At 67.7% G+C, this 17213-nt stretch carries 21 protein-coding genes, 1 tRNA gene and 1 pseudogene; 13 read left to right on the top strand and 10 right to left on the bottom strand.

The window, feature by feature from the left end:
* Position 1: 1 nt before the first annotated feature.
* The 3 genes from ABIC66_RS22620 to ABIC66_RS22630 all read right to left on the bottom strand — a co-directional run bounded on the left by ABIC66_RS22620 (position 2) and on the right by ABIC66_RS22630 (position 4171).
* On the bottom strand, positions 2-2416 hold the full coding sequence (locus tag ABIC66_RS22620; protein WP_354073351.1) for a TonB-dependent siderophore receptor: 2415 nt from the start codon (positions 2414-2416) through the stop codon (positions 2-4).
* A 149-nt stretch (positions 2417-2565) separates the two neighbouring features.
* Complete coding sequence (locus ABIC66_RS22625) at positions 2566-3291, bottom strand: GntR family transcriptional regulator (RefSeq protein WP_354073353.1); 726 nt, start codon at positions 3289-3291, stop codon at positions 2566-2568.
* A 61-nt stretch (positions 3292-3352) separates the two neighbouring features.
* The gene (locus tag ABIC66_RS22630) at positions 3353-4171 is read right to left on the bottom strand and encodes a MetQ/NlpA family ABC transporter substrate-binding protein (protein ID WP_354073355.1); all 819 of its coding nucleotides are present in this window, start codon (positions 4169-4171) and stop codon (positions 3353-3355) included.
* Positions 4172-4288: 117 nt separating this feature from the next.
* Between ABIC66_RS22630 and ABIC66_RS22635 the strand changes: the two genes are divergently transcribed.
* Positions 4289-4537, top strand: a complete 249-nt coding sequence (locus ABIC66_RS22635; RefSeq protein ID WP_354073357.1) for a hypothetical protein — start codon at positions 4289-4291, stop codon at positions 4535-4537.
* Here ABIC66_RS22635 and ABIC66_RS22640 read toward each other — a convergent pair.
* The 6 genes from ABIC66_RS22640 to ABIC66_RS22665 form a co-directional block, all read right to left on the bottom strand.
* A complete protein-coding gene (locus ABIC66_RS22640; protein ID WP_354073359.1) occupies positions 4534-4887 on the bottom strand; it encodes a hypothetical protein in 354 nt (117 codons plus the stop codon). The genes ABIC66_RS22635 and ABIC66_RS22640 overlap by 4 nt on opposite strands.
* A 1-nt stretch (position 4888) precedes the next feature.
* Entirely contained in the window at positions 4889-5236 is a 348-nt protein-coding gene (locus tag ABIC66_RS22645) for a hypothetical protein (RefSeq protein WP_354073361.1), read from the bottom strand.
* A 115-nt stretch (positions 5237-5351) separates the two neighbouring features.
* Positions 5352-6011 (bottom strand): methionine ABC transporter permease, encoded by a 660-nt coding sequence (locus tag ABIC66_RS22650; protein WP_354073363.1) that lies wholly within the window; start codon positions 6009-6011, stop codon positions 5352-5354.
* A complete protein-coding gene (locus tag ABIC66_RS22655; RefSeq protein WP_354073365.1) occupies positions 6008-7006 on the bottom strand; it encodes a methionine ABC transporter ATP-binding protein in 999 nt (332 codons plus the stop codon). The genes ABIC66_RS22650 and ABIC66_RS22655 overlap by 4 nt, the downstream gene beginning before the upstream one ends.
* A gap of 73 nt (positions 7007-7079) precedes the next feature.
* Complete coding sequence (locus ABIC66_RS22660; protein WP_354073367.1) at positions 7080-8357, bottom strand: Xaa-Pro dipeptidase; 1278 nt, start codon at positions 8355-8357, stop codon at positions 7080-7082.
* A gap of 64 nt (positions 8358-8421) precedes the next feature.
* Positions 8422-8712, bottom strand: coding sequence for a hypothetical protein (locus tag ABIC66_RS22665; protein WP_354073369.1), 291 nt, complete (start codon positions 8710-8712; stop codon positions 8422-8424).
* Positions 8713-8997: 285 nt separating this feature from the next.
* Here ABIC66_RS22665 and ABIC66_RS22670 point away from each other — a divergent pair, with 285 nt between their 5' ends.
* The 7 genes and pseudogenes from ABIC66_RS22670 (at position 8998) to ABIC66_RS22700 (ending at position 11898) form a co-directional block, all read left to right on the top strand.
* Complete coding sequence (locus tag ABIC66_RS22670; protein ID WP_354073371.1) at positions 8998-9510, top strand: hypothetical protein; 513 nt, start codon at positions 8998-9000, stop codon at positions 9508-9510.
* Positions 9511-9584: 74 nt separating this feature from the next.
* Positions 9585-9669 (top strand) — tRNA-Leu (locus tag ABIC66_RS22675).
* 75 nt (positions 9670-9744) lie between these two features.
* Positions 9745-9936, top strand: a pseudogene (locus tag ABIC66_RS22680) (helix-turn-helix domain-containing protein); the annotation flags it as partial.
* A 136-nt stretch (positions 9937-10072) separates the two neighbouring features.
* On the top strand, positions 10073-10420 hold the full coding sequence (locus ABIC66_RS22685; RefSeq protein ID WP_354073887.1) for a hypothetical protein: 348 nt from the start codon (positions 10073-10075) through the stop codon (positions 10418-10420).
* Between the two features lie 205 nt (positions 10421-10625).
* Positions 10626-10961 carry a hypothetical protein gene (locus ABIC66_RS22690; protein WP_354073373.1) on the top strand — a complete coding sequence of 112 codons (336 nt, stop codon included), beginning with the start codon at positions 10626-10628 and terminating at the stop codon, positions 10959-10961.
* An 80-nt stretch (positions 10962-11041) separates the two neighbouring features.
* On the top strand, positions 11042-11461 hold the full coding sequence (locus tag ABIC66_RS22695) for a hypothetical protein (RefSeq protein WP_354073375.1): 420 nt from the start codon (positions 11042-11044) through the stop codon (positions 11459-11461).
* 38 nt (positions 11462-11499) lie between these two features.
* Positions 11500-11898: a helix-turn-helix domain-containing protein gene (locus tag ABIC66_RS22700; protein ID WP_354073377.1), complete on the top strand. Its 399-nt coding sequence runs from the start codon at positions 11500-11502 to the stop codon at positions 11896-11898.
* A gap of 89 nt (positions 11899-11987) precedes the next feature.
* On the opposite strand, the gene ABIC66_RS22705 is transcribed toward ABIC66_RS22700, so the two are convergent.
* Positions 11988-12767, bottom strand: a complete 780-nt coding sequence (locus ABIC66_RS22705) for a competence/damage-inducible protein A (protein ID WP_354073379.1) — start codon at positions 12765-12767, stop codon at positions 11988-11990.
* Between the two features lie 51 nt (positions 12768-12818).
* On the opposite strand from ABIC66_RS22705, the gene sfsA reads away from it, so the two are divergent.
* The 5 genes from sfsA (at position 12819) to ABIC66_RS22730 (ending at position 17213) form a co-directional block, all read left to right on the top strand.
* Positions 12819-13538: a DNA/RNA nuclease SfsA gene (sfsA, locus tag ABIC66_RS22710; protein WP_354073381.1), complete on the top strand. Its 720-nt coding sequence runs from the start codon at positions 12819-12821 to the stop codon at positions 13536-13538.
* A 57-nt stretch (positions 13539-13595) separates the two neighbouring features.
* Positions 13596-13988, top strand: a complete 393-nt coding sequence (locus ABIC66_RS22715) for a hypothetical protein (protein WP_354073383.1) — start codon at positions 13596-13598, stop codon at positions 13986-13988.
* A gap of 106 nt (positions 13989-14094) precedes the next feature.
* Complete coding sequence (gene map / locus ABIC66_RS22720) at positions 14095-14922, top strand: type I methionyl aminopeptidase (protein WP_354073385.1); 828 nt, start codon at positions 14095-14097, stop codon at positions 14920-14922.
* Positions 14923-15021: 99 nt separating this feature from the next.
* Complete coding sequence (radC, locus tag ABIC66_RS22725) at positions 15022-15771, top strand: RadC family protein (RefSeq protein ID WP_354073387.1); 750 nt, start codon at positions 15022-15024, stop codon at positions 15769-15771.
* Positions 15772-15965: 194 nt separating this feature from the next.
* The gene (locus ABIC66_RS22730; RefSeq protein WP_354073389.1) at positions 15966-17213 is read left to right on the top strand and encodes a dipeptidase; all 1248 of its coding nucleotides are present in this window, start codon (positions 15966-15968) and stop codon (positions 17211-17213) included.

Below are 17213 nucleotides of genomic sequence, written 5' to 3' on the forward strand. Positions count from 1 at the left end.
ATCAGAACGTCCGCTTCAAGGTCGCCCGCCACTCGCGGCCCTTGCCCGGCAAGGCGCCGAGGTTGGCGTAGGTGTCGGCGTCCGGGGTGAAATAGAACTTGTCGAACAGGTTATCGATGTTGACCGACAGGGTGTACGGGCCACGGTTCACGAAAGCCGAGGCATTGACCAGCGTATAGGCCGGATAGCGCACCGCATTCTGCACCGTGCCCGCCGTACGGCTGACGTGGCTGACGCCGACCGTCGCCCCGGCCTGCCCCCAGTCGTAGCCCTTGCTGGTGTAGGTCCCGTACAGGCTGACCACCGACTTAGGGATCAGGGTGTAGGCGTAGTCGCCGCCGCGGCCCGGCAGACCGGCGAAGCTCCACACCACGTACGAGCCGCCATAGGCCTGCGGGCCGGGGACACCGGCCGTATAGGCCGGGATATATTGGAACGACGCGTCCGGTCCCTTCACCGTGGTGCGCTGGCTGTTGCCGGCGAAGGTGAAGGACAGACGCTCGGACGCCAGCCAGCGGACCTCGACCTCGACACCCTTGGCGCGCGTACCCTGCACGGTCGGCGGCGCGATCGCCCCGGCGATCTGGGTGCGGTTCTGGCGATAGGCCGCGACCGAGCCGATCAGGGTTCCGCGCAGCAGCTGGAACTTCACGCCGGCCTCGGTCAGGTCGGAGCTGGACAGCCACGAGCCGTCGGCCACCAGATTGGGCGCGACGTCGCCGGCCTGGCTCATTTCCAGCGCCGCGGCCTTGGCGTAGCTGACATAGGGCATCAGGCCGACCGGCAGCTTGTAGGTCAGGCTGGCGTTCCAGGTCACCTTGTTCCGGTCGTCCTGCTGCTTGCCCGCCACGACGTAGCTGAGGAAGCCGGTGTCCTGGCTCTCGACGCTGTAATGGTCCCAGCGGCCGCCCAGCACCAGGTTGAAGCGACCGGCCTCGATGTCGGAGGTGACGAAGACGCCGGTCTGTTTCCAGGTCGAGCGGTTGTCGTTCTCCCACTGGACACCGATCCCGCCGGTCTCGGCGTCGAACGGGCTGTCGATGGTGTCCGTGGGCGTGGCGCCGAAGCTGATGTCGCGGCGATCCAGGGCGATCAGGCCGCTGTTGTAGCTCTCGCGGCGACGCCCCTCGAACCGGCGGTGCGAAGCGCCGGTCAGGGTGCGGGCGTGGACGATCCCGACATCGGTCGGGAAGGCGTAGGTCAGGCGGACCTCGCTGACCTTGGCGTCGACGGCCGAGGGATAGCCGTACGAGACGAAGCGCTTGTTGTCCTGGCGGTCGTGGAACAGCTGCAGCTTGACCGACCGGTCGCCGCCCAGGTCCTTGGCCAGGTCGAAATACAGCGTCTGGGTGTTGGTCCGCGAGAAGTCGGCCGGGCTGATATAGACCGTGCGCCGATCCAGCTTGGTCGTCCCCACGCCAGTGTCCAGCGTGTGCGCGGCGTCGCTCGCGGGGAAGCCGTAGTAAGGGATGTAGAGCGCGCTGGCATAGGGATAGAAGCCGACCTCGTTGGGGGTCAACTTGCCGTTGTGGTCGGTGTCGACCAGGCTGCTGTCGCGGCCGGTGATGTAGGTCCGGTGGTCGATCAGGTCTTGGGTCAGGCGGTTCCAGCCCGGCGTCTGCACGTCGCCGTTCGAGTGGAACGCCATGCCGCCGAAGGCCGTGCTCCAGCCGTTTCCCAGATCGAAGTCGGACGAGACCTCCAGGGTCTGGTGACGCGGATAGATCCCCTTGTAGTAGCTGTGGCTGTCCTCGGCCTCGCCATAGACGTAGACACCACCCTCCGCCTTGCCGAGGCTGACGGGCGCGCCGAACTGGCCGGTGACCAGCTTCTTGTTGTAGCTGCCGAAGGTCGCGGTCACCTCCCCTTCCGGCCCGGCCAGGAAACGGCCCTCGTCACGGGCCGACTTGGGGATGAAGTTGACCAGGCCGCCGACCTTGCCCGCGCCATAGACAGGGGTCGGCGGGCCGCGCAGGATCTCGATGCGCGCCGCGCCGCCGATCGGGGTCGAATAGGTGCCGCGGTTCTCCACCCGCTTGAAGCCGCGGAAATAGTTCTCGGCCAGGGTGCCGCGGATGTTCAGCGCGCCGGGCACGCCGTAGAAGCTGGCCGTGTGGGTCCCCGGCGAGACCTTGGTGACCCCGTCCAGGGTCAGGACGCCGTAGCGCTCCAACGTCACGTCGCTGACCAGGCTGGCCGAGCGCGGCGTCTCGATCAGCGGCTTGGCGATCCCGAACACCGTGTTGCTCGGCTGTTTTTCGAGCAGGCCCGCCTTGTCCCGCGCCACGATGACCACCGCATCGACCTGATCGGCCACCTGAGTCTCCGCCGCTCTGGCCTCGGCCTGGGCGGCGAGCGCGATCATGCTGGAAAGCGTCACGGCGCTGGCGGACAGCAGGGCGTTTCTGGACGGCATCGGGTCGAACCTTCACGCCGCCAGGCGGGGAGGCCCGGCGGTCTAGGTTCCGATATCTGGGGATTGCTTGATCCACGTCAAAATGCCTTCTGACATTTCACAAGAGATTGCGAGACAGTGTGGCGCGATGGACGCAGTTTACGTAAAGGTCAAGCAGCCCCGACGTGCGGGCGGGTCTGGGCCTCGGGCTGGACGTTCAGGATTTTCAGCATGGCCTGGCGTGAGGCCTCGGCGTCGCGGCTGGCGATGACCCGGGCCACCTGGCGGTGCTCCTCGATCTCATCCAGCAGCTCCTGCTCGGTGGCGCCGTTGAACGAGAACACCCAGAAGCGGGCCGCCTTGTGCTGCAGGGGGATAAGGATACGGGCCAGGGCGAGGTTGCCGGACGCCCGCGCCACGAGGGCGTGGAAGCGCAGGTCCATGGCCACCAGGGCCGGCAGGTCGCAAGTCCGCGCGGCCGCCTCGCCGTCCGCGAACACGTCGAACATCGCCTGGGCCTCGGCCTTGGAGGCGTTCTTGGCGGCCAGCGACGCGCAGTGCGGCTCGATCAGCACGCGGGCCTCGTAGCCCTGTCGCAGCTCGACCAGGTCCAGCGGCGCGACGGTGGTGCCCGACCGGGCGCGGCGGATGACCAGGCCTTCCAGCGCCAGGCGGCCCAGGGCGTCGCGCACTCCAGCCAGGCCCGTGTCGTAGTGGGCGGCCAGCGACTGCTCGTCCAGCCGCGCGCCGGCCGGCAGCTCGCCCAGGATCAGGTCCAGCAGGATGCGCTCATAGACCTTGGTCTTCTGCAGGTCCGGCGACCAGTCCTCCAGGCCCGAGGAGTTGGCGACGTCCAGCACCAGGGTGCGGCCGGAATTCAGCGAGGGCGAGGCCATGGGCGATCCGTAAGGGGGCGGTCGCTGATAGGTAGTGTGAAATGTCAGAGGTTGCCAGCCGTTAGAACGCCGGCACCACCGCGCCCGCGTACTTCCGCTCCATGAACGCCTTGACCTCCGGCGAGGTCAGCGCCGCGGCCAGTTTCTTGACGCGTGGGTCATCCTTGTTGTCCGGACGGCCGACCAGGTAGTTCACATAGGGGCTGGTCTTGTCCTCGATGACCAGGGCGTCCTTGGACGGGTTGAGCTTGGCGTCGAGGGCGTAGTTGGTGTTGATCACCGCCAGGTCGACCTGGCCCAGCACGCGCGGCAGGGCCGGCGCTTCCAGCTCCTTGAACTTCAGATTCTTCGGATTGCTGGTGATGTCCCGGATCGTGGACAGGGCGTTCTTGGGGTCCTTCAGGCCGATCACGCCATTCTTGGCCAGCAGGATCAGCGACCGCCCTTCGGTGCTGCCGTCGTTGGGAATGGCCACCGTGGCGCCGTTCGGCAACTCGGCGATCGACTTCCACTTGGACGAATAGGCCCCGATAGGCTCGACGTGGACGCCCTGGATCGGAATCAGGGTGGTGCCCTTCTCGCGGTTGAAGGTCTCCAGATAAGGCAGCGTCTCGAAATAGCTGACGTCGATGTGCTTCTCGGCCACCTGGGTGTTGGGCTGCACATAGTCGTTGAAGACCTTGATCTCGATCTTCAGCCCTTCGGCGGCCAGTTTCGGCTTGATGAATTCCAGCACCTCGGCGTGCGGAATGGCGGTGGCAGCCACCGTCAGGGTGTCGGGCGCGCTGGCCTTGGGCTCTTTCGGGCCGCAGGCTGTCAGAGCCATGGCGGCGAGGCCGAGAACGAGAATAGCGCGGCGGGCGACCATGAACGGCTCCATAAGGCGATCTGACGGGTAGGGTTTTGCCCGCTCAACCGCGTCAGAGGAAATCAGATTTCCTGAGGGGTCGTCGAGCGATCCCTTGACCCGGCCGCCGAACAGGTCGCTTGGATGGGGATGGCCAAGGAAACCGTCCACATCGTGCAGTCCTACGTCGCCGGGCGCGGCAAGGGACTGAAAGCCGAGCAGCAGGTCGGCTGCAAGACGGCGGAAGAGGCGCGCCGCAAGGCCGAACGCCTGGCCCCGCTGCGCGAGGGCGTGGTGGCCTTCTCGGTCAGCGCCGACGTCGAGCTGGGCGACTACGACGAGAACCCGGACATCCTGTTCAAGGCCGGCCGGCTGCCCTTCCCGTTCGACCAGGCCTAGTCCTCGTCGTTGGCCGCTTCCGGAGCGTGCAACGTCCAGGTGGACAGCAGGTCCGGATCGACGATCGTCTCCCCGGTTTCGCGGAGGCGGTACTCACCCGGTTCAGCCGGCTGGAAGCCACGCGGATCCGGAGGCAGGTCGTAGGTCCCGCCTTCCTTTTCACCCCGCAGGGCGACGCGAAAACCACGCTCGGGGTCGGCGCTCTCGATGACGCCGTGCATCTGCGCACGCCGAAGAAACGCGCCCTCGGCGTCCACATACGTAATGCCGATAATCACGTACTTGCCGGGCGCATAGACGGCCAGGCCATCGTCCCAGGCCGGCGGCCCGTCCTCCTCGACTTCCGACATCTCAGTCCTCGTCGTTGGCCGCCTCGGGCACGTCGGGGTCGCCGTGGATGACCCAGCTGGCCACGAAGTCGGGCTTGTCGCCCTCCAGCGTCGTGACGCCCGGCTCGGCGGCCGTGATCGCCGAGGTCTGCGGCGGCAGGGTGTAGGTGTCGCCGTCGTGCGCGCCCAGCAGATCCAGCACGACGCCCTCGTGCTCGGTGGCGTCGATGACCACGCCGAAGAACTGCTGGCGCTCCTGCACGTCCCCGTCGTCGTCCAGGAAGGTCAGGTTCATCAGCAGGGTCTTGCCGATCAGGGTCGCGGCGAAAGCGGGATCCCAGTGAGCGGTCGTGTCGGTGTCGTCGGTCATCTCAATTCCGTTGTCATCCCGGTCGGAGCGCAGCGCAGACCCGGGATCGCAAAGAACACGGCGCTTGCCGCGGTCCCGGCTCGGCGCGCTGCGCGCTTGGCCGGGATGACAGTTTCTAGCGGTGCGAAACGCGACGCACCACGGCGTCGCCGACCATCTGCAGCGCCTGGACCAGCACCAGCATCAGCACCACGGTGACGATCATCACGTCGGTCTGGAAGCGCTGATAGCCGAAGCGGATGGCCAGGTCGCCCAGGCCGCCCGCGCCGACCACGCCGGCCATGGCGGTGTAGGAAACGAGCGCCACGGCGGTGACGGTGGCCGCGGCGACCACGCCCGGCAGGGCCTCGGGCAGCAGCGCGCCCAGCACCACCTGACGCCGCTTGGCGCCCATGGCGAAGCTGGCCTCGATCACGCCCTTGTCGACCTCGCGCAGGGCGGTCTCGACCAGGCGGGCGAAGAACGGCGCCGCGCCCGCGACCAACGGCGGGATCGCTCCGGCCACGCCCAGAGAGGTGCCGACCAGGGCCACGGTCAGCGGGATCATCACGATCAGCAGGATGACGAACGGCACTGAACGCAAGATGTTGACCAGCAGCGCCAGCGCGCCGTTGGCCAGGCGGTTCTCCAGCATCTGCCCCTTGCCGGTCAGGAACAGGATCACGCCCAGCGGCAGGCCCAGCGCGACGGTCAGCACCATCGAGCCGCCCAGCATGGCCAGGGTGTCGAGGCTGGCCTGGCCGATCTCCGACCAGTCGATATTGGAGGCGCTCATCGGGCGGTCTCCCCTGACAGCTCGTCCACGCGCACGCCCTCGGCCTGGAACCGGGCGATGGCCGCCCCGACATCGCCGCCGGTCAGGGCCAGGGTCAGCTGGCCGTAGGGCGTCTCGCGCAGGCGGTGGATCCGCCCGCCCAGGATCGAATAATCGACGCCGGTGGCGCGGGCCACCTCGCCCAGCACCGGCTTGTAGGTCGCCTCGCCCCGGAAGGTCAGGCGCACCACGCGCCCGGTCAGCGCCGCGTCGGCGGCCGGCTCGCCATCCGCCTCGCGCACGAAGCGGCGGGCGGTGTCGCTCTTGGGATGCAGGAAGACATCCTCGACGGGCCCCGCCTCGACCACGCGGCCGGCCTCCAGCACCGCGACCCGGTCGCAGACGCGGCGGACCACGTCCATCTCGTGAGTGATCAGTACGATGGTCAGGCCCAGCTCGCGGTTCAGGCCCGAAACCAGGTCGAGGATCTGCTCGGTGGTCTCGGGATCCAGCGCGCTGGTGGCTTCGTCGCAGAGCAGGATCTTGGGGCCGGTGGCCAGGGCCCGGGCGATGCCGACGCGCTGCTTCTGGCCGCCCGACAGCTGGGCCGGAAACTTGTCGGCATGGGCGGTCAGGCCGACCCGCGCCAGCAGCTCGGCCGTGCGCGCCTTGACCTCGGCGGCCGGCCGACCGGCCAGCTTCAAGGGGAAGGCCACGTTCTGGGCGACGGTCTTGCCCGACAGCAGGTTGAAGTGCTGGAAGATCATCCCGACCCGTCGGCGCAGGGCGCGCAGGCCCTCGACCCCCAGGGCGGCGACGTCGTCGCCATCGACGACCACGCGACCGCCGGTCGGCGTCTCCAGGCCGTTGATCAGCCGGATCAGGGTCGACTTGCCGGCGCCCGAGGCGCCGATCACGCCGAACACCTCGCCGGCGTTCACCGACAGCGAAACCTCGCTGAGCGCGGGATTGCCGCCCGCGGAATAGGTCTTGGAAACGGCCTCGAAGGCGATCACGTCGTCTGGGATCCTGTGAATGGGGAGCGCTGCACTTAGGCGCTCCCTGCCCGATAGTCGAGGCCGCCGCCCCCTACGGCTGCTTCACCACCGCCCCGCCCTTCATCACGAACACCGGCTTTTCCAGCGTCGTCACGTCGGCCAGCGGATCGCCCGCCACCGCGATCATGTCGCCATAGCGGCCGACGGCCACCTGGCCGACATCCTTGCTCCAGCCTAGGGCTTCGGCGGCGGTCAGGGTCGCGGCCTGGATCGCCTGCAGCGGTGTCGCGCCATAGCGGACCATGATCGCGAACTGCTTGGCGTTGTCGCCGTGCGGATAGACCCCGGCGTCGGTGCCGTAGATCATCTTCACCCCGGCCTTCAGGGCCTTCTTGAAGTTCTGGCGCTGGATCTCGCCGATGTCGCGGTCCTTGCGGAGGTTGTCCTCCAGCACGCCGTTCTTCTTGCCCTCGGCCTGGGTGTAGTCGGTGTTGTAGATGTCCATCGAGAAGTAGGTCCCGTGCTGGACCGCCAGCTTGATCCCCTCGTCGTCGACCAGGCTGGCGTGCTCGATGGTGTCGATGCCGGCCTTGATCGCCTCGCGGATGCCCGCCGCGCCGTGGGCGTGGGCGGCGACCTTCAGGCCCGCCATGTGGGCCTCATCGGCCACCGCGTGCATCTCATCCTGGGTTAGCTGCTGTTGGCCGGGCTCGTCGCCGCGCGAGAACACGCCGCCGGTCGCGCAGATCTTGATCACCTGGGCGCCGTACTTCTTCAGCGTCCGAACGACCTTGCGGGCCTCCTCGGGGCTGTCGATGTTGTAGGGGCTCTTCTCGTCCATAGACGGCGGGAAGAAGGTCGAGTCGCAGTGGCCGCCGGTCGCGCCAATAGCGTAGGTCGCCGTGACGATACGGGGCCCGATCACATAACCCGCGTCGATCGCCTCGCGCAGGCCCACGTCGTCGAAGTCGGCCGAGCCGACGTTGCGAATGGTGGTGAAGCCGGCGTCCAGCGTCTTCTTGGCGTTGGCCACCTGGACCACGCTCCAGAAGCGGTCGCTGTATTGCAGGCTGTTATAGCCGCCGATCTCGGCCAGGCCGTCGATATGCGTATGCATGTCGATCAGGCCGGGCAGCAGGGTCGCGCCCGGCAGATCGACCACCTTGGCCCCGGCCGGAACGGCGTCGCCCTTCTTGCCGACGCTGGTGATCCGCCCGTCGGTGACGATCACCAGCGGGTTGTCGACATACTTGCCGCCGGCCACGTCCAGCAGGCGGGCGGCGCTGACCGCCTCCACCTCGGCGGCGCTCGCCGCGCCGGCCATCGCCAGACCCGCGACCAGCGCCGCGGCCTTGATCCCCTTACCCATGTGATCCGTCCCCGTCCAAACTTGAGCACGGGGACGCTATCACGGCCTCGCCGGGCGTCGAGCCTCAGTTCGGGGTGACCGGGCTGCCCGACTGCATCGTTTCCTGGGCGCGCTGGGCCGCGCCGCGTTGCGCCTTGCGCTGTTCCGCCGTCGTGCAGACCTTCACCGGGAACTGGCTGCCGGTCGGGATCTCCTTGCGGCAAACCACGGCGTCCTTCTTCTTGTCGACCGCAAGCGGCGCCACTTCAGTCGGGGCCGCCGCCGGTTGCTCGGTATTAGCCGCGGACATTGCTTGAGCCGAAACAGACGTCGCCAGCGCCAGGGACAGCAAAGCGACGGACACGAAAAGACGCATGACACCCTCTAAGTCACGAAAACGCGGCGATAGGGCGGGGTGAGAAGGGATACGTCAAGTTACGACCTGTCCATCCGCGTCGAAACCGGACGTTGAGCGCTGAAACCCTCGCGGTGGTCTTCGCGACGCCGCGGGCGCCTTCGGATCACGCAATGACAAGCTCTGCAATGATATTGAATTAGTATCAACGGAACCAATACACGACATCTCCGCTATTCCCACAGTTTCGCTTAAGAAACTTCACCGCGCACACCCCGAAGCGGCAAAACCTACGGAGACTTCACCATGAGGAATAGCAAAGCTGTTCTTATCGCGGCCGCGATCGGCACGCTCACGTTTGGCGGCGCACACGCCGCCCTGGCCCAATCGGACGTCCAGACCTTGTCGGACAAGGCCCTCTACAACATGGCCCAGGGCGACAACTGGATCGCCACCAACCAGCAGAAACGCGTGGTCGCGGCCGCGCCCACGATTCAGAACCGCTTCAATCTGGCCACCGGCTACCAGCGCACCGGGCGCCTCGAAACCGCCAAGACGCAATATCAGGCGCTGGCCGCCGAAGGCGAAGGCACGGTCATGGAGCAGGGCTGGCGCAGCCGCAGCTTCGACGCCGGCCTCGAATCCGCCGATCGCCTGCTCTACATCGACTGGCTGCAGAACGGCGCGCGGCGCGGTTCCGGCGCGGCCTCGGCCGGGGGCGCCGCGTCGAACGTCTCGGCCACCGTCGGTGGAACCGGTGAATATGAGGTCACCGACGAACAGGCCCGCGCCCTGGACCGCCAGGCCCGCGCGCGCTAACCCCCTGGCGCCGGCGAATGCCGCCTCCCCCTCCTCGACCCCGGCCGATCGATGGCTTATGGGGTCGAGGAGACGGGGACGTGGCGGAATCGGTAGACGCGCCGGACTTAAAATCCGTTGGAGTAATCCGTGTGGGTTCGAGTCCCACCGTCCCTACCAATGCTTGGCCTCGCCAGCTTCGCCGTTCGAGCGAGGCCTGATGCTCAGCCCGGCCGACTCGCGTAGCCTATCGGCATGGCCGATGTCGCCCCATCGCCGATCGAGCGGGTCGCCCGCCTGACGCCGCGCGAGCGCGAATGCCTGACCATGGTCGGGCGCGGCTTTTCATCCAAGGAAATCGCCCAGCGGCTGGGCATCTCGCCGGCTAGCGTCGACGTACGCATTGGCAAGGCCTGCGAGCGCCTGGGCGTGGCGACCCGGCGCGAGGCCGCGCGGCTGCTGACCGCGGCCCAGGAAGCCCAAAGCGGCGGCCCGGGACATAGTGATTTTCCCGCCTACGAAACATCCCCACTGACGCTGGAGCCTCGAGCGCCCTCCCCTGACGACGGCAAGGGGGAGCGGCATGAGACAGGCGCCAGCCAACGATACGGACCCGACACCGGTGATGACGCCCGCGATCCGCGAAGCGTCTCGCCAGGCGGTCGACACCCGACGCTTCCGGACGCGGTTCCCGCCGCTGCCGGGGACGAGACACGATCTGCCGAGGATGACGTGGGAACACCTTCAGCGACAGCTTACCGACCTTTCGCCCTGCACCTCGGAAGAGGTGGCGGCGATGCTGCGTCCCCTGAAACGGGCCAGCGCCGGCAAGCCGCCCGAGATGGTCTTGCGCGAACTTTTGATCGTGGTGGCGATCCTGCTGGACGAAGCCCCCCGCCTGGATGGCGAGGGAGGCTCAACCATGACCTAGGGCCCGTCTCGAATCTGGCCGTGATGGCGCTATTCGCCATCGTGGCCGCCATCCTGATCAGCGGCCTGCTGATGGCGGCGCATAGTTTCCTGATCGCCGTGCAGGACTGGTTGTGGCGCGTCTTCGCCCACCATCGCTGAGCTTCCTGACAATCGAACGAGACAGCGACGCGCCGGGGCACGCCGGCGCGCCGGGAGCACCTTGCATGCAACGCAAGATCATCGGGGCGCGCGTCGCCCAGGAACTGTTCGCCGTCGAGACCGCGGTCGAGACCACCTTCGGCGCCATGGCCCAGTTCGCCGGCTTGCTGGCCAGCGCCCGCGCCGAGGCCAATCTTTCGGCCGTCTACGGCCAGGAGGTGATGGAGGATGTCAACGCCGCCATGGCCCACCTGCTTCAGGCTCGCCGCGCCCTGGTCAAGGCCCATGGCGGCCTCGCCCAGGTCCGCGACCGGGTCGGCCTGCGCCACGTCGCCTTCGGGGTGCAAGACAAACCACCAGTGGAAGAGCAGACCGGGCGACTACGCGCGGTAGGGGAATAAGCGCCGGTTAGAGAAATCGGCGTTCCTAGACGCGTCGACTCTCATCAGGATCACGGCGGTCACGCAGGACGGAGGCCGCCGTGTTTCATCAGCTGATCGGCCAGATTTCGCTGGCCCTGATGCTTCTCGTCTGCGGCTGGGCCCTCTGGCGCGGCGAGAAGCCCGAACGCCTGGCCGCCGCGGCGATGGTCGCCGCCTGGATCGGCACTTCGTTCGTCCTGGACCGCCGTTTCAAGGACATCCAGTGGGCCACCTTCGGCGTGGACCTCGCCCTGCTGGCGGTGCTAGTCGGCCTGTCCCTGGTCTTTCGCCGGCGCTGGCTGCTGGCCGCGAGCGGTTTTCACCTCCTGGGCGTCGCCACCCACGGGGCCATGATCATCGATCCCAAGATCCAGGCCGCCCCTTACATCGTCGCCCTCGGCGTCTGGAGCCTCGCCACCGTGGCGTGCCTGGCCGTCGGCATGGCGACCCTGACCCGTTCCCGCGCGGCCGCCCGATGAGCCGCTTCCTCCCCCACCCGTTGCGTTCGAGTAAGATCATGGCCGAAGACAAGACCCCCGACCCCGTCGACATCCACGTGGGCCGCCGCCTGCGCATGCGCCGCAAGGACCTGGGCTATTCCCAGCAGGCCCTGGCCGACGCGCTGGGCCTGACCTTCCAGCAGGTCCAGAAATACGAGGGCGGCTCCAACCGGATCAGCGCCAGCAAGCTGCACGCGACGGCGATGTTCCTGAAGACGCCGATCGGCTTCTTCTTCGAAGGCCTGGACGATCCGGAAGGCGCCGACACCACCGCCGCCGATCTGGCCAACGAGATGGCAGACTTCTGGTCGCTGCCCGGCGGCCCGGACCTGGCCCGCGCCTACGCCGCGATCCAGTCGACCGGCATGCGCAAGCACCTGGTGGACCTGGCCAAGGCGGTGGCGGGGGAGGAATAGGGCTTTCGGTGGATCGGTACGTGATCGACGCGCCAAATTCTCACCGTCATTCCCGCCCTTGTGAACTGCAGGAAGCGTCGGTAGCCGCCCTACCCCGCCTCCGCCAGCAGCTCGATGTTGCTGGCCCCGGCCTCGGTCAGGGCGGTGATCAGTTCGGCGACCGCCGCGTCCAGCTCCTCGGCGTCTCGGCCGCGCAGGACGAGGTTGGCGCCGTAGACGTCCGGCGGCGCGAAGAACGGATAGCTGCCCAAGGACATGTCCGGATGGGCCTTGGCCACGGCCTCGAGCGGCGCGGCGATCGCGCCCTCGCCGGTGCCGGTGACCCGCACGGTCTTGGCCAGCACCACCGCGCCGGTGCGCAGGCGCGGCCCGACGTCCTCCAGCATGCCGCGCATGATCGCCGGCACGCCGGCCAGGACGAAGACATTGTCCTTCTGGAAGCCGGGCGGGCCCTGGACCGGGTTCTTCACCAGGCTGCCGCCCTCGGGCACGTGGGCCATGCGGCGGCGGGCGACATTCGGCTCGCCCCAGCGCTCGCGCAGCATGGCCATGATCTCGGGATGTTCCGGCGCGGTGACGCCGAACGCCTTGGCGATCGAGTCGGCGGTGATGTCGTCGTGGGTCGGGCCGATGCCGCCGGTGGTGATCACGTAGTCGTAGCGGGCCCGCAGCGCGTTGACCCCGTCGATGATCTCTTGCTCGATATCGGGCACCACGCGCGCCTCGCACAGGTCGACGCCGTAGGTCGCCAGATACTTGGCGATGGCCGAGAGGTTCACGTCCTGGGTGCGGCCCGAGAGGATCTCGTCGCCGATGATCATCACGGCGGCCGTCACGCGCTCGCCATTCCCACTTTGAGTGGTCGCCATCCGCTCGATCCCTTACATCGCTTGTTCTTGCCCTCCCGATCTAGGCCCCGCATGCTGCTCCCGCAACCGCTCGTTCGTGGCCGGCTGGTCAGCCGCTACAAGCGGTTCTTCGCCGACCTCGTCCTGGATGATGGCCGCGAGATCACCGCCCATTGCCCCAATCCCGGCGCCATGCTGGGCCTTCGCGAGCCGGGCCAAGGCGCCTGGGTGTCGTGGTCGGACGATCCCAAGCGCAAGCTGGCCTGGACGCTGCAATGCGTTGAGCAGGGCAATGCGCTGGTTGGCGTCAACACCCTGCTGCCCAACCGGCTGGTCGCCGAGGCCCTGGCGCAAGGCGCGATCCCGGAGCTGGCCGGCTATCAAACCATCCGGCCCGAGGTGAAGTACGCGGAAGCCAGCCGCGTCGACTTCCTGCTGACCCACCCGGACCGGCCGCCATGCTGGCTGGAGGTCAAGAACTGCCACTTCAGCCGCACGCCGGGCCTGGCCGAATTCCCCGACTGCAAGGCCGAACGCTCGACCCGCCACCTTCTCGACCTCGCCGCCCAGGTGGCCGAAGGCCACCGCGCCGTCGTGCTGTTCGTCGTCCAGCGCGAGGACTGCGAGACCTTCAGCGCCTGCGCCGACCTTGACCCGGCCTTCGCGCGGGGACTCGACGCGGCGGCGAAGGCGGGCGTGGAGGTGCTGGTCTACGCGTGCGCGATGAGCAAGGAGACCATCCGGATCGCGCGACGCATCCTGTGGACCAACGCTCACCTAACAGCGATTTAAGCTGCAATCGCCGTGGTGTCGGTTACCCATGCGCTGGCTCGCGCGTGAGGGGATCGCATGAAGAAGACCGTCCTGGCTGTCGCCGTCATGGCGCTCGCCCTCTCCAGCTGCGGGCGGACGGATCCCAGCAAGCCCGAGAGCGGCTTCATGACCGGCCTGCGGGCGGTCTTCGCGTTCAAGGCCTGCGCCAGCGAGCTCGAGGACCGCTTCGGCCTGAAGGCGGTCAACAGCATCAGCTCGAACGAGATGGACCCCGTGCCGGCCGGTCGGCCAGGCGAGTGGGACGTCAAATTCACCGCCGACGTGACGGAAAAGCCCAGCGGGCGAGTGACGCGCTATACGGGCGTCTGCCACGTGCGCCGCGACAAGCCGACGACCCTGGACGCCACCTTCGTCAAGGAGGTCCGTCCCGCGACCGACACCGTGCGACGGATCAACCGCCAGCCTTGAGGGTGTTGTGGGCGCGCGGGCGTTGAAAATCCGTGCTATGATCGCGACATACGCCCTTCGTTTGACCTGATCGCCGCTGGCCGCGGCGGCGACCGCTGAGTAGAGCATGACCTTGGACAACGCCCTCGAGATCGAAGCCGAGACCCGCACGGGCCAGATCAAGATCCACAAGCCGGAAGACTTCGAGGGCATGCGCAAGGCCGGCAAGCTGGCGGCCGAGTGTCTGGACATGCTGATCCCGCACGTCCAGCCGGGCGTGTCGTCGGACGCGCTGGACACGCTGGCCCGCGAGTTCATCCTCGACCACAAGGCCCTGCCCGCCTGCCTCTACTATCGCGGCTATCCCAAGACGGTCTGCATCTCGCGCAACCATGTGGTCTGCCACGGCATCCCCGGCGAGTGGTCCCTGAAGGAAGGTGACATCGTCAATATCGACGTGACCGTCATCGTCGACGGCTGGCACGGCGACACCTCGCGGATGTACGGCGTCGGCGAGGTCGGCCCCCGCGCCCGCCGCCTGGTCGAGATCACCTACGAGGGCATGAAGCGCGGCCTGGACGCGGTGAAGCCCGGCGCGACCCTGGGCGACATCGGCCACGCCATCCAGTCCTATGTCGAGGCCCAGCGCTGCAGCGTGGTCCGCGACTTCTGCGGCCACGGCCTGGGCAAGGTGTTCCACGACGCCCCGAACATCCTGCACTTCGGCCGTCCGGGCCAGGGCGCGGTGCTGAAGCCGGGCATGTTCTTTACCGTCGAGCCGATGGTGAACCTGGGCAAGCCGGCCGTGAAGGTGCTGAACGACGGCTGGACCGCCGTGACCCGCGACAAGTCGCTGTCGGCCCAGTGCGAGCACTCGATCGGCGTGACCGAGGACGGCTACGAGGTCTTCACCGCCTCGCCGGCCGGGCTGTTCCAGCCGCCGATCCTGGGGTGAGCTGGATCAGAGATGCTCCCCGCATCGCGGAGGAGCATCCAACCCCCTAGACAACCATGACGCGATAATCCCTACTACTCTCTCAGAGTCGAGGGCGACATGGTCAGCGTCACATCCTTGGCCGTATCCGACGAGCCGGACGAGCCGGCGCCGGTCCGGCGAAAGAAACCCTCCGCCCACGCCCATCACGCCGGCCACCGCGAGCGCCTGCGCGAGCGGGCCAAGCTCGGCGGCTTCGTCGCCCTGCCCGACTACGAGTTGCTGGAGCTCTATCTCTTCCGCACCTATCCGCGCGGCGACGTCAAGCCGCTGGCCAAGGCCCTTCTGACCCGGTTCGGGTCGCTGGGCGCGGTGCTGGGCGCGACGATCGAGGAGCTGGCCACCGTGCCCGGCGTCGGCGAGGCGGCGGCCATGGACCTGAAGCTGCTGCACGAGGCCACCTTGCGGGCCGGGCGCGACAAGATCGTCAAGCGTCCGATCATCTCGTCGTGGAGCGCCCTGCTGGGCTATGTCCGCGTCGCCCTGGCCAACGAGTCGCGCGAGCAGTTCCGGGTGCTGTTCCTGGACAAGAAGAACCAGTTGATCGCCGACGAGGTGATGAACCGCGGCACTGTCGACCACGCGCCAGTCTATCCGCGCGAGGTGATGCGCCGGGCGCTGGAGCTTTCCAGCAGCAACATCATCATCCTGCACAATCACCCCTCGGGCGACCCCACCCCGTCGCGGCCCGACATCGACATGACCAAGCAGATCGTCGAGGCCGGCAAGGCGCTGAAGATCGCCGTCCACGACCACCTGGTGGTCGGCCGGGAGGGCGTGGCCAGTTTCAAGGCGCTGGGGCTGATGTGATTCCACTCCCCCGCTCATCCCCGCGAAGGCGGGGACCCAAGCGGTGTTGGAGGCTCACAAGAACGGCGCCGAGAACCTCCTGAAGTCAGCTTGGGTCCCCGCTTCCGCGGGGATGAGCGAATTTGGCGGATGGCCTTGACGGGCCACAACTCAGCGCAGAGCTTGACCGCGCCCAATTCCTCCGGAGTGCTCCTATGCGTCGCCTGCTCACCGTTCTCCTCGGCTCGGCCGCCCTGCTGGCCGGCCCGGCGCACGCCGCCGACAAGAAGCCCGTGGACAAGCCCGGCGACGTTCCCCCCAGTGGCGTTACGAAGGCGATCAAGACGCTGCATGACGGCTTCCTGACCCTCGACACGCACTTGGACACGCCCGAGCACTTCAAGCGCTCGGGCTGGTCGATGATGGATCGCCACGTCGTCACCGAGGACGGCACCCAGGTCGACCTGCCGCGCATGAAGGCCGGCGGTCTGGATGGCGGCTTCTTCGTGATCTACACCAGCCAGGGTGAGCTGACGGCCGAAGGCTATCGCAAGGCCCGCGACTTCGCCCTGGAGCGCGCGACCGAGATCCGCGAGATGGTCGCCGCCCATCCCGACCAGTTCGAGCTGGCCTACACCGCCGAGGACGCCGCGCGGATCAACAAGGCCGGCAAGACCTTCGCCTTCCAGAGCATCGAGAACTCCTGGCCGATCGGCGAGGACCTGACCCTGCTGCAAACCTTCTACCAGACCGGCGTGCGCATGGCCGGGCCGGTCCACTTCAAGAACAACCAGTTCGGCGATAGCTCGACCGACAAGCCGATCTGGCACGGCTATTCGCCGCTGGGCCTGCGCTGGCTGGCCGAGGCCAACCGCCTGGGCATCCTCGTGGACGTCAGCCACGCCAGCGACGACGTCGTCGAGCAGTCGGTGCAGCTGTCCAAGGCCCCGATCATCGCCTCGCACTCGGGCGCCCGGGCGATCTTCGACCACCCGCGCAACCTGAACGACGGCCTGATCAAGAAGATCGCCGAGAGCGGCGGCGCGGTCTGCATCAACTCGGTCTATCTGATCAACGGCGCGGCCAGCCCCGAACGCAAGGCGGCGCTGGAAGCCCTCGGCAGGCCGCCCGAGGAGGGGACCGAGGCCGAGGTGAAGGCCTGGATGCTGAAGAAGGCCGCGGTCGACAAGCAGTATCCGCCCGTTCGCGCCAACTTCGACACCTTCATGTCCAGCATGCTGCATACGTTGAAGATCGCCGGGCCCAAGGGCGTCTGCGTCGGGGCCGACTGGGACGGCGGCGGCGGCGTCGAGGGCCTGGAGGACGTGGCCGACCTGCCCAAGATCACCGCTCGCCTGAAGGCCGAGGGCTACAGCGACGCCGACATCCAGGCGATCTGGAGCGGCAATGTCCTGCGCCTGGTGGCCGGGGCCCAGGCCTATGCCAAGAGCGTGGCGAAGTAG

Source organism: Caulobacter sp. 1776, assembly GCF_040545685.1.
In the GTDB taxonomy this organism is placed as follows: Bacteria; Pseudomonadota; Alphaproteobacteria; order Caulobacterales; family Caulobacteraceae; genus Caulobacter.

Bases quoted from the DNA above. Each gene is read 5' to 3' on its own strand.
- ABIC66_RS22620 (WP_354073351.1), bottom strand. From the start codon at position 2,416: ATGCCGTCCAGAAACGCCCTGCTGTCCGCCAGCGCCGTGACGCTTTCC.
- ABIC66_RS22625 (WP_354073353.1), bottom strand. From the start codon at position 3,291: ATGGCCTCGCCCTCGCTGAATTCCGGCCGCACCCTGGTGCTGGACGTC.
- ABIC66_RS22630 (WP_354073355.1), bottom strand. From the start codon at position 4,171: ATGGAGCCGTTCATGGTCGCCCGCCGCGCTATTCTCGTTCTCGGCCTC.
- ABIC66_RS22635 (WP_354073357.1), top strand. From the start codon at position 4,289: ATGGCCAAGGAAACCGTCCACATCGTGCAGTCCTACGTCGCCGGGCGC.
- ABIC66_RS22640 (WP_354073359.1), bottom strand. From the start codon at position 4,887: ATGTCGGAAGTCGAGGAGGACGGGCCGCCGGCCTGGGACGATGGCCTG.
- ABIC66_RS22645 (WP_354073361.1), bottom strand. From the start codon at position 5,236: ATGACCGACGACACCGACACGACCGCTCACTGGGATCCCGCTTTCGCC.
- ABIC66_RS22650 (WP_354073363.1), bottom strand. From the start codon at position 6,011: ATGAGCGCCTCCAATATCGACTGGTCGGAGATCGGCCAGGCCAGCCTC.
- ABIC66_RS22660 (WP_354073367.1), bottom strand. From the start codon at position 8,357: ATGGGTAAGGGGATCAAGGCCGCGGCGCTGGTCGCGGGTCTGGCGATG.
- ABIC66_RS22665 (WP_354073369.1), bottom strand. From the start codon at position 8,712: ATGCGTCTTTTCGTGTCCGTCGCTTTGCTGTCCCTGGCGCTGGCGACG.
- ABIC66_RS22670 (WP_354073371.1), top strand. From the start codon at position 8,998: ATGAGGAATAGCAAAGCTGTTCTTATCGCGGCCGCGATCGGCACGCTC.
- ABIC66_RS22685 (WP_354073887.1), top strand. From the start codon at position 10,073: ATGAGACAGGCGCCAGCCAACGATACGGACCCGACACCGGTGATGACG.
- ABIC66_RS22690 (WP_354073373.1), top strand. From the start codon at position 10,626: ATGCAACGCAAGATCATCGGGGCGCGCGTCGCCCAGGAACTGTTCGCC.
- ABIC66_RS22700 (WP_354073377.1), top strand. From the start codon at position 11,500: ATGGCCGAAGACAAGACCCCCGACCCCGTCGACATCCACGTGGGCCGC.
- ABIC66_RS22705 (WP_354073379.1), bottom strand. From the start codon at position 12,767: ATGGCGACCACTCAAAGTGGGAATGGCGAGCGCGTGACGGCCGCCGTG.
- sfsA (WP_354073381.1), top strand. From the start codon at position 12,819: ATGCTGCTCCCGCAACCGCTCGTTCGTGGCCGGCTGGTCAGCCGCTAC.
- ABIC66_RS22715 (WP_354073383.1), top strand. From the start codon at position 13,596: ATGAAGAAGACCGTCCTGGCTGTCGCCGTCATGGCGCTCGCCCTCTCC.
- map (WP_354073385.1), top strand. From the start codon at position 14,095: ATGACCTTGGACAACGCCCTCGAGATCGAAGCCGAGACCCGCACGGGC.
- radC (WP_354073387.1), top strand. From the start codon at position 15,022: ATGGTCAGCGTCACATCCTTGGCCGTATCCGACGAGCCGGACGAGCCG.
- ABIC66_RS22730 (WP_354073389.1), top strand. From the start codon at position 15,966: ATGCGTCGCCTGCTCACCGTTCTCCTCGGCTCGGCCGCCCTGCTGGCC.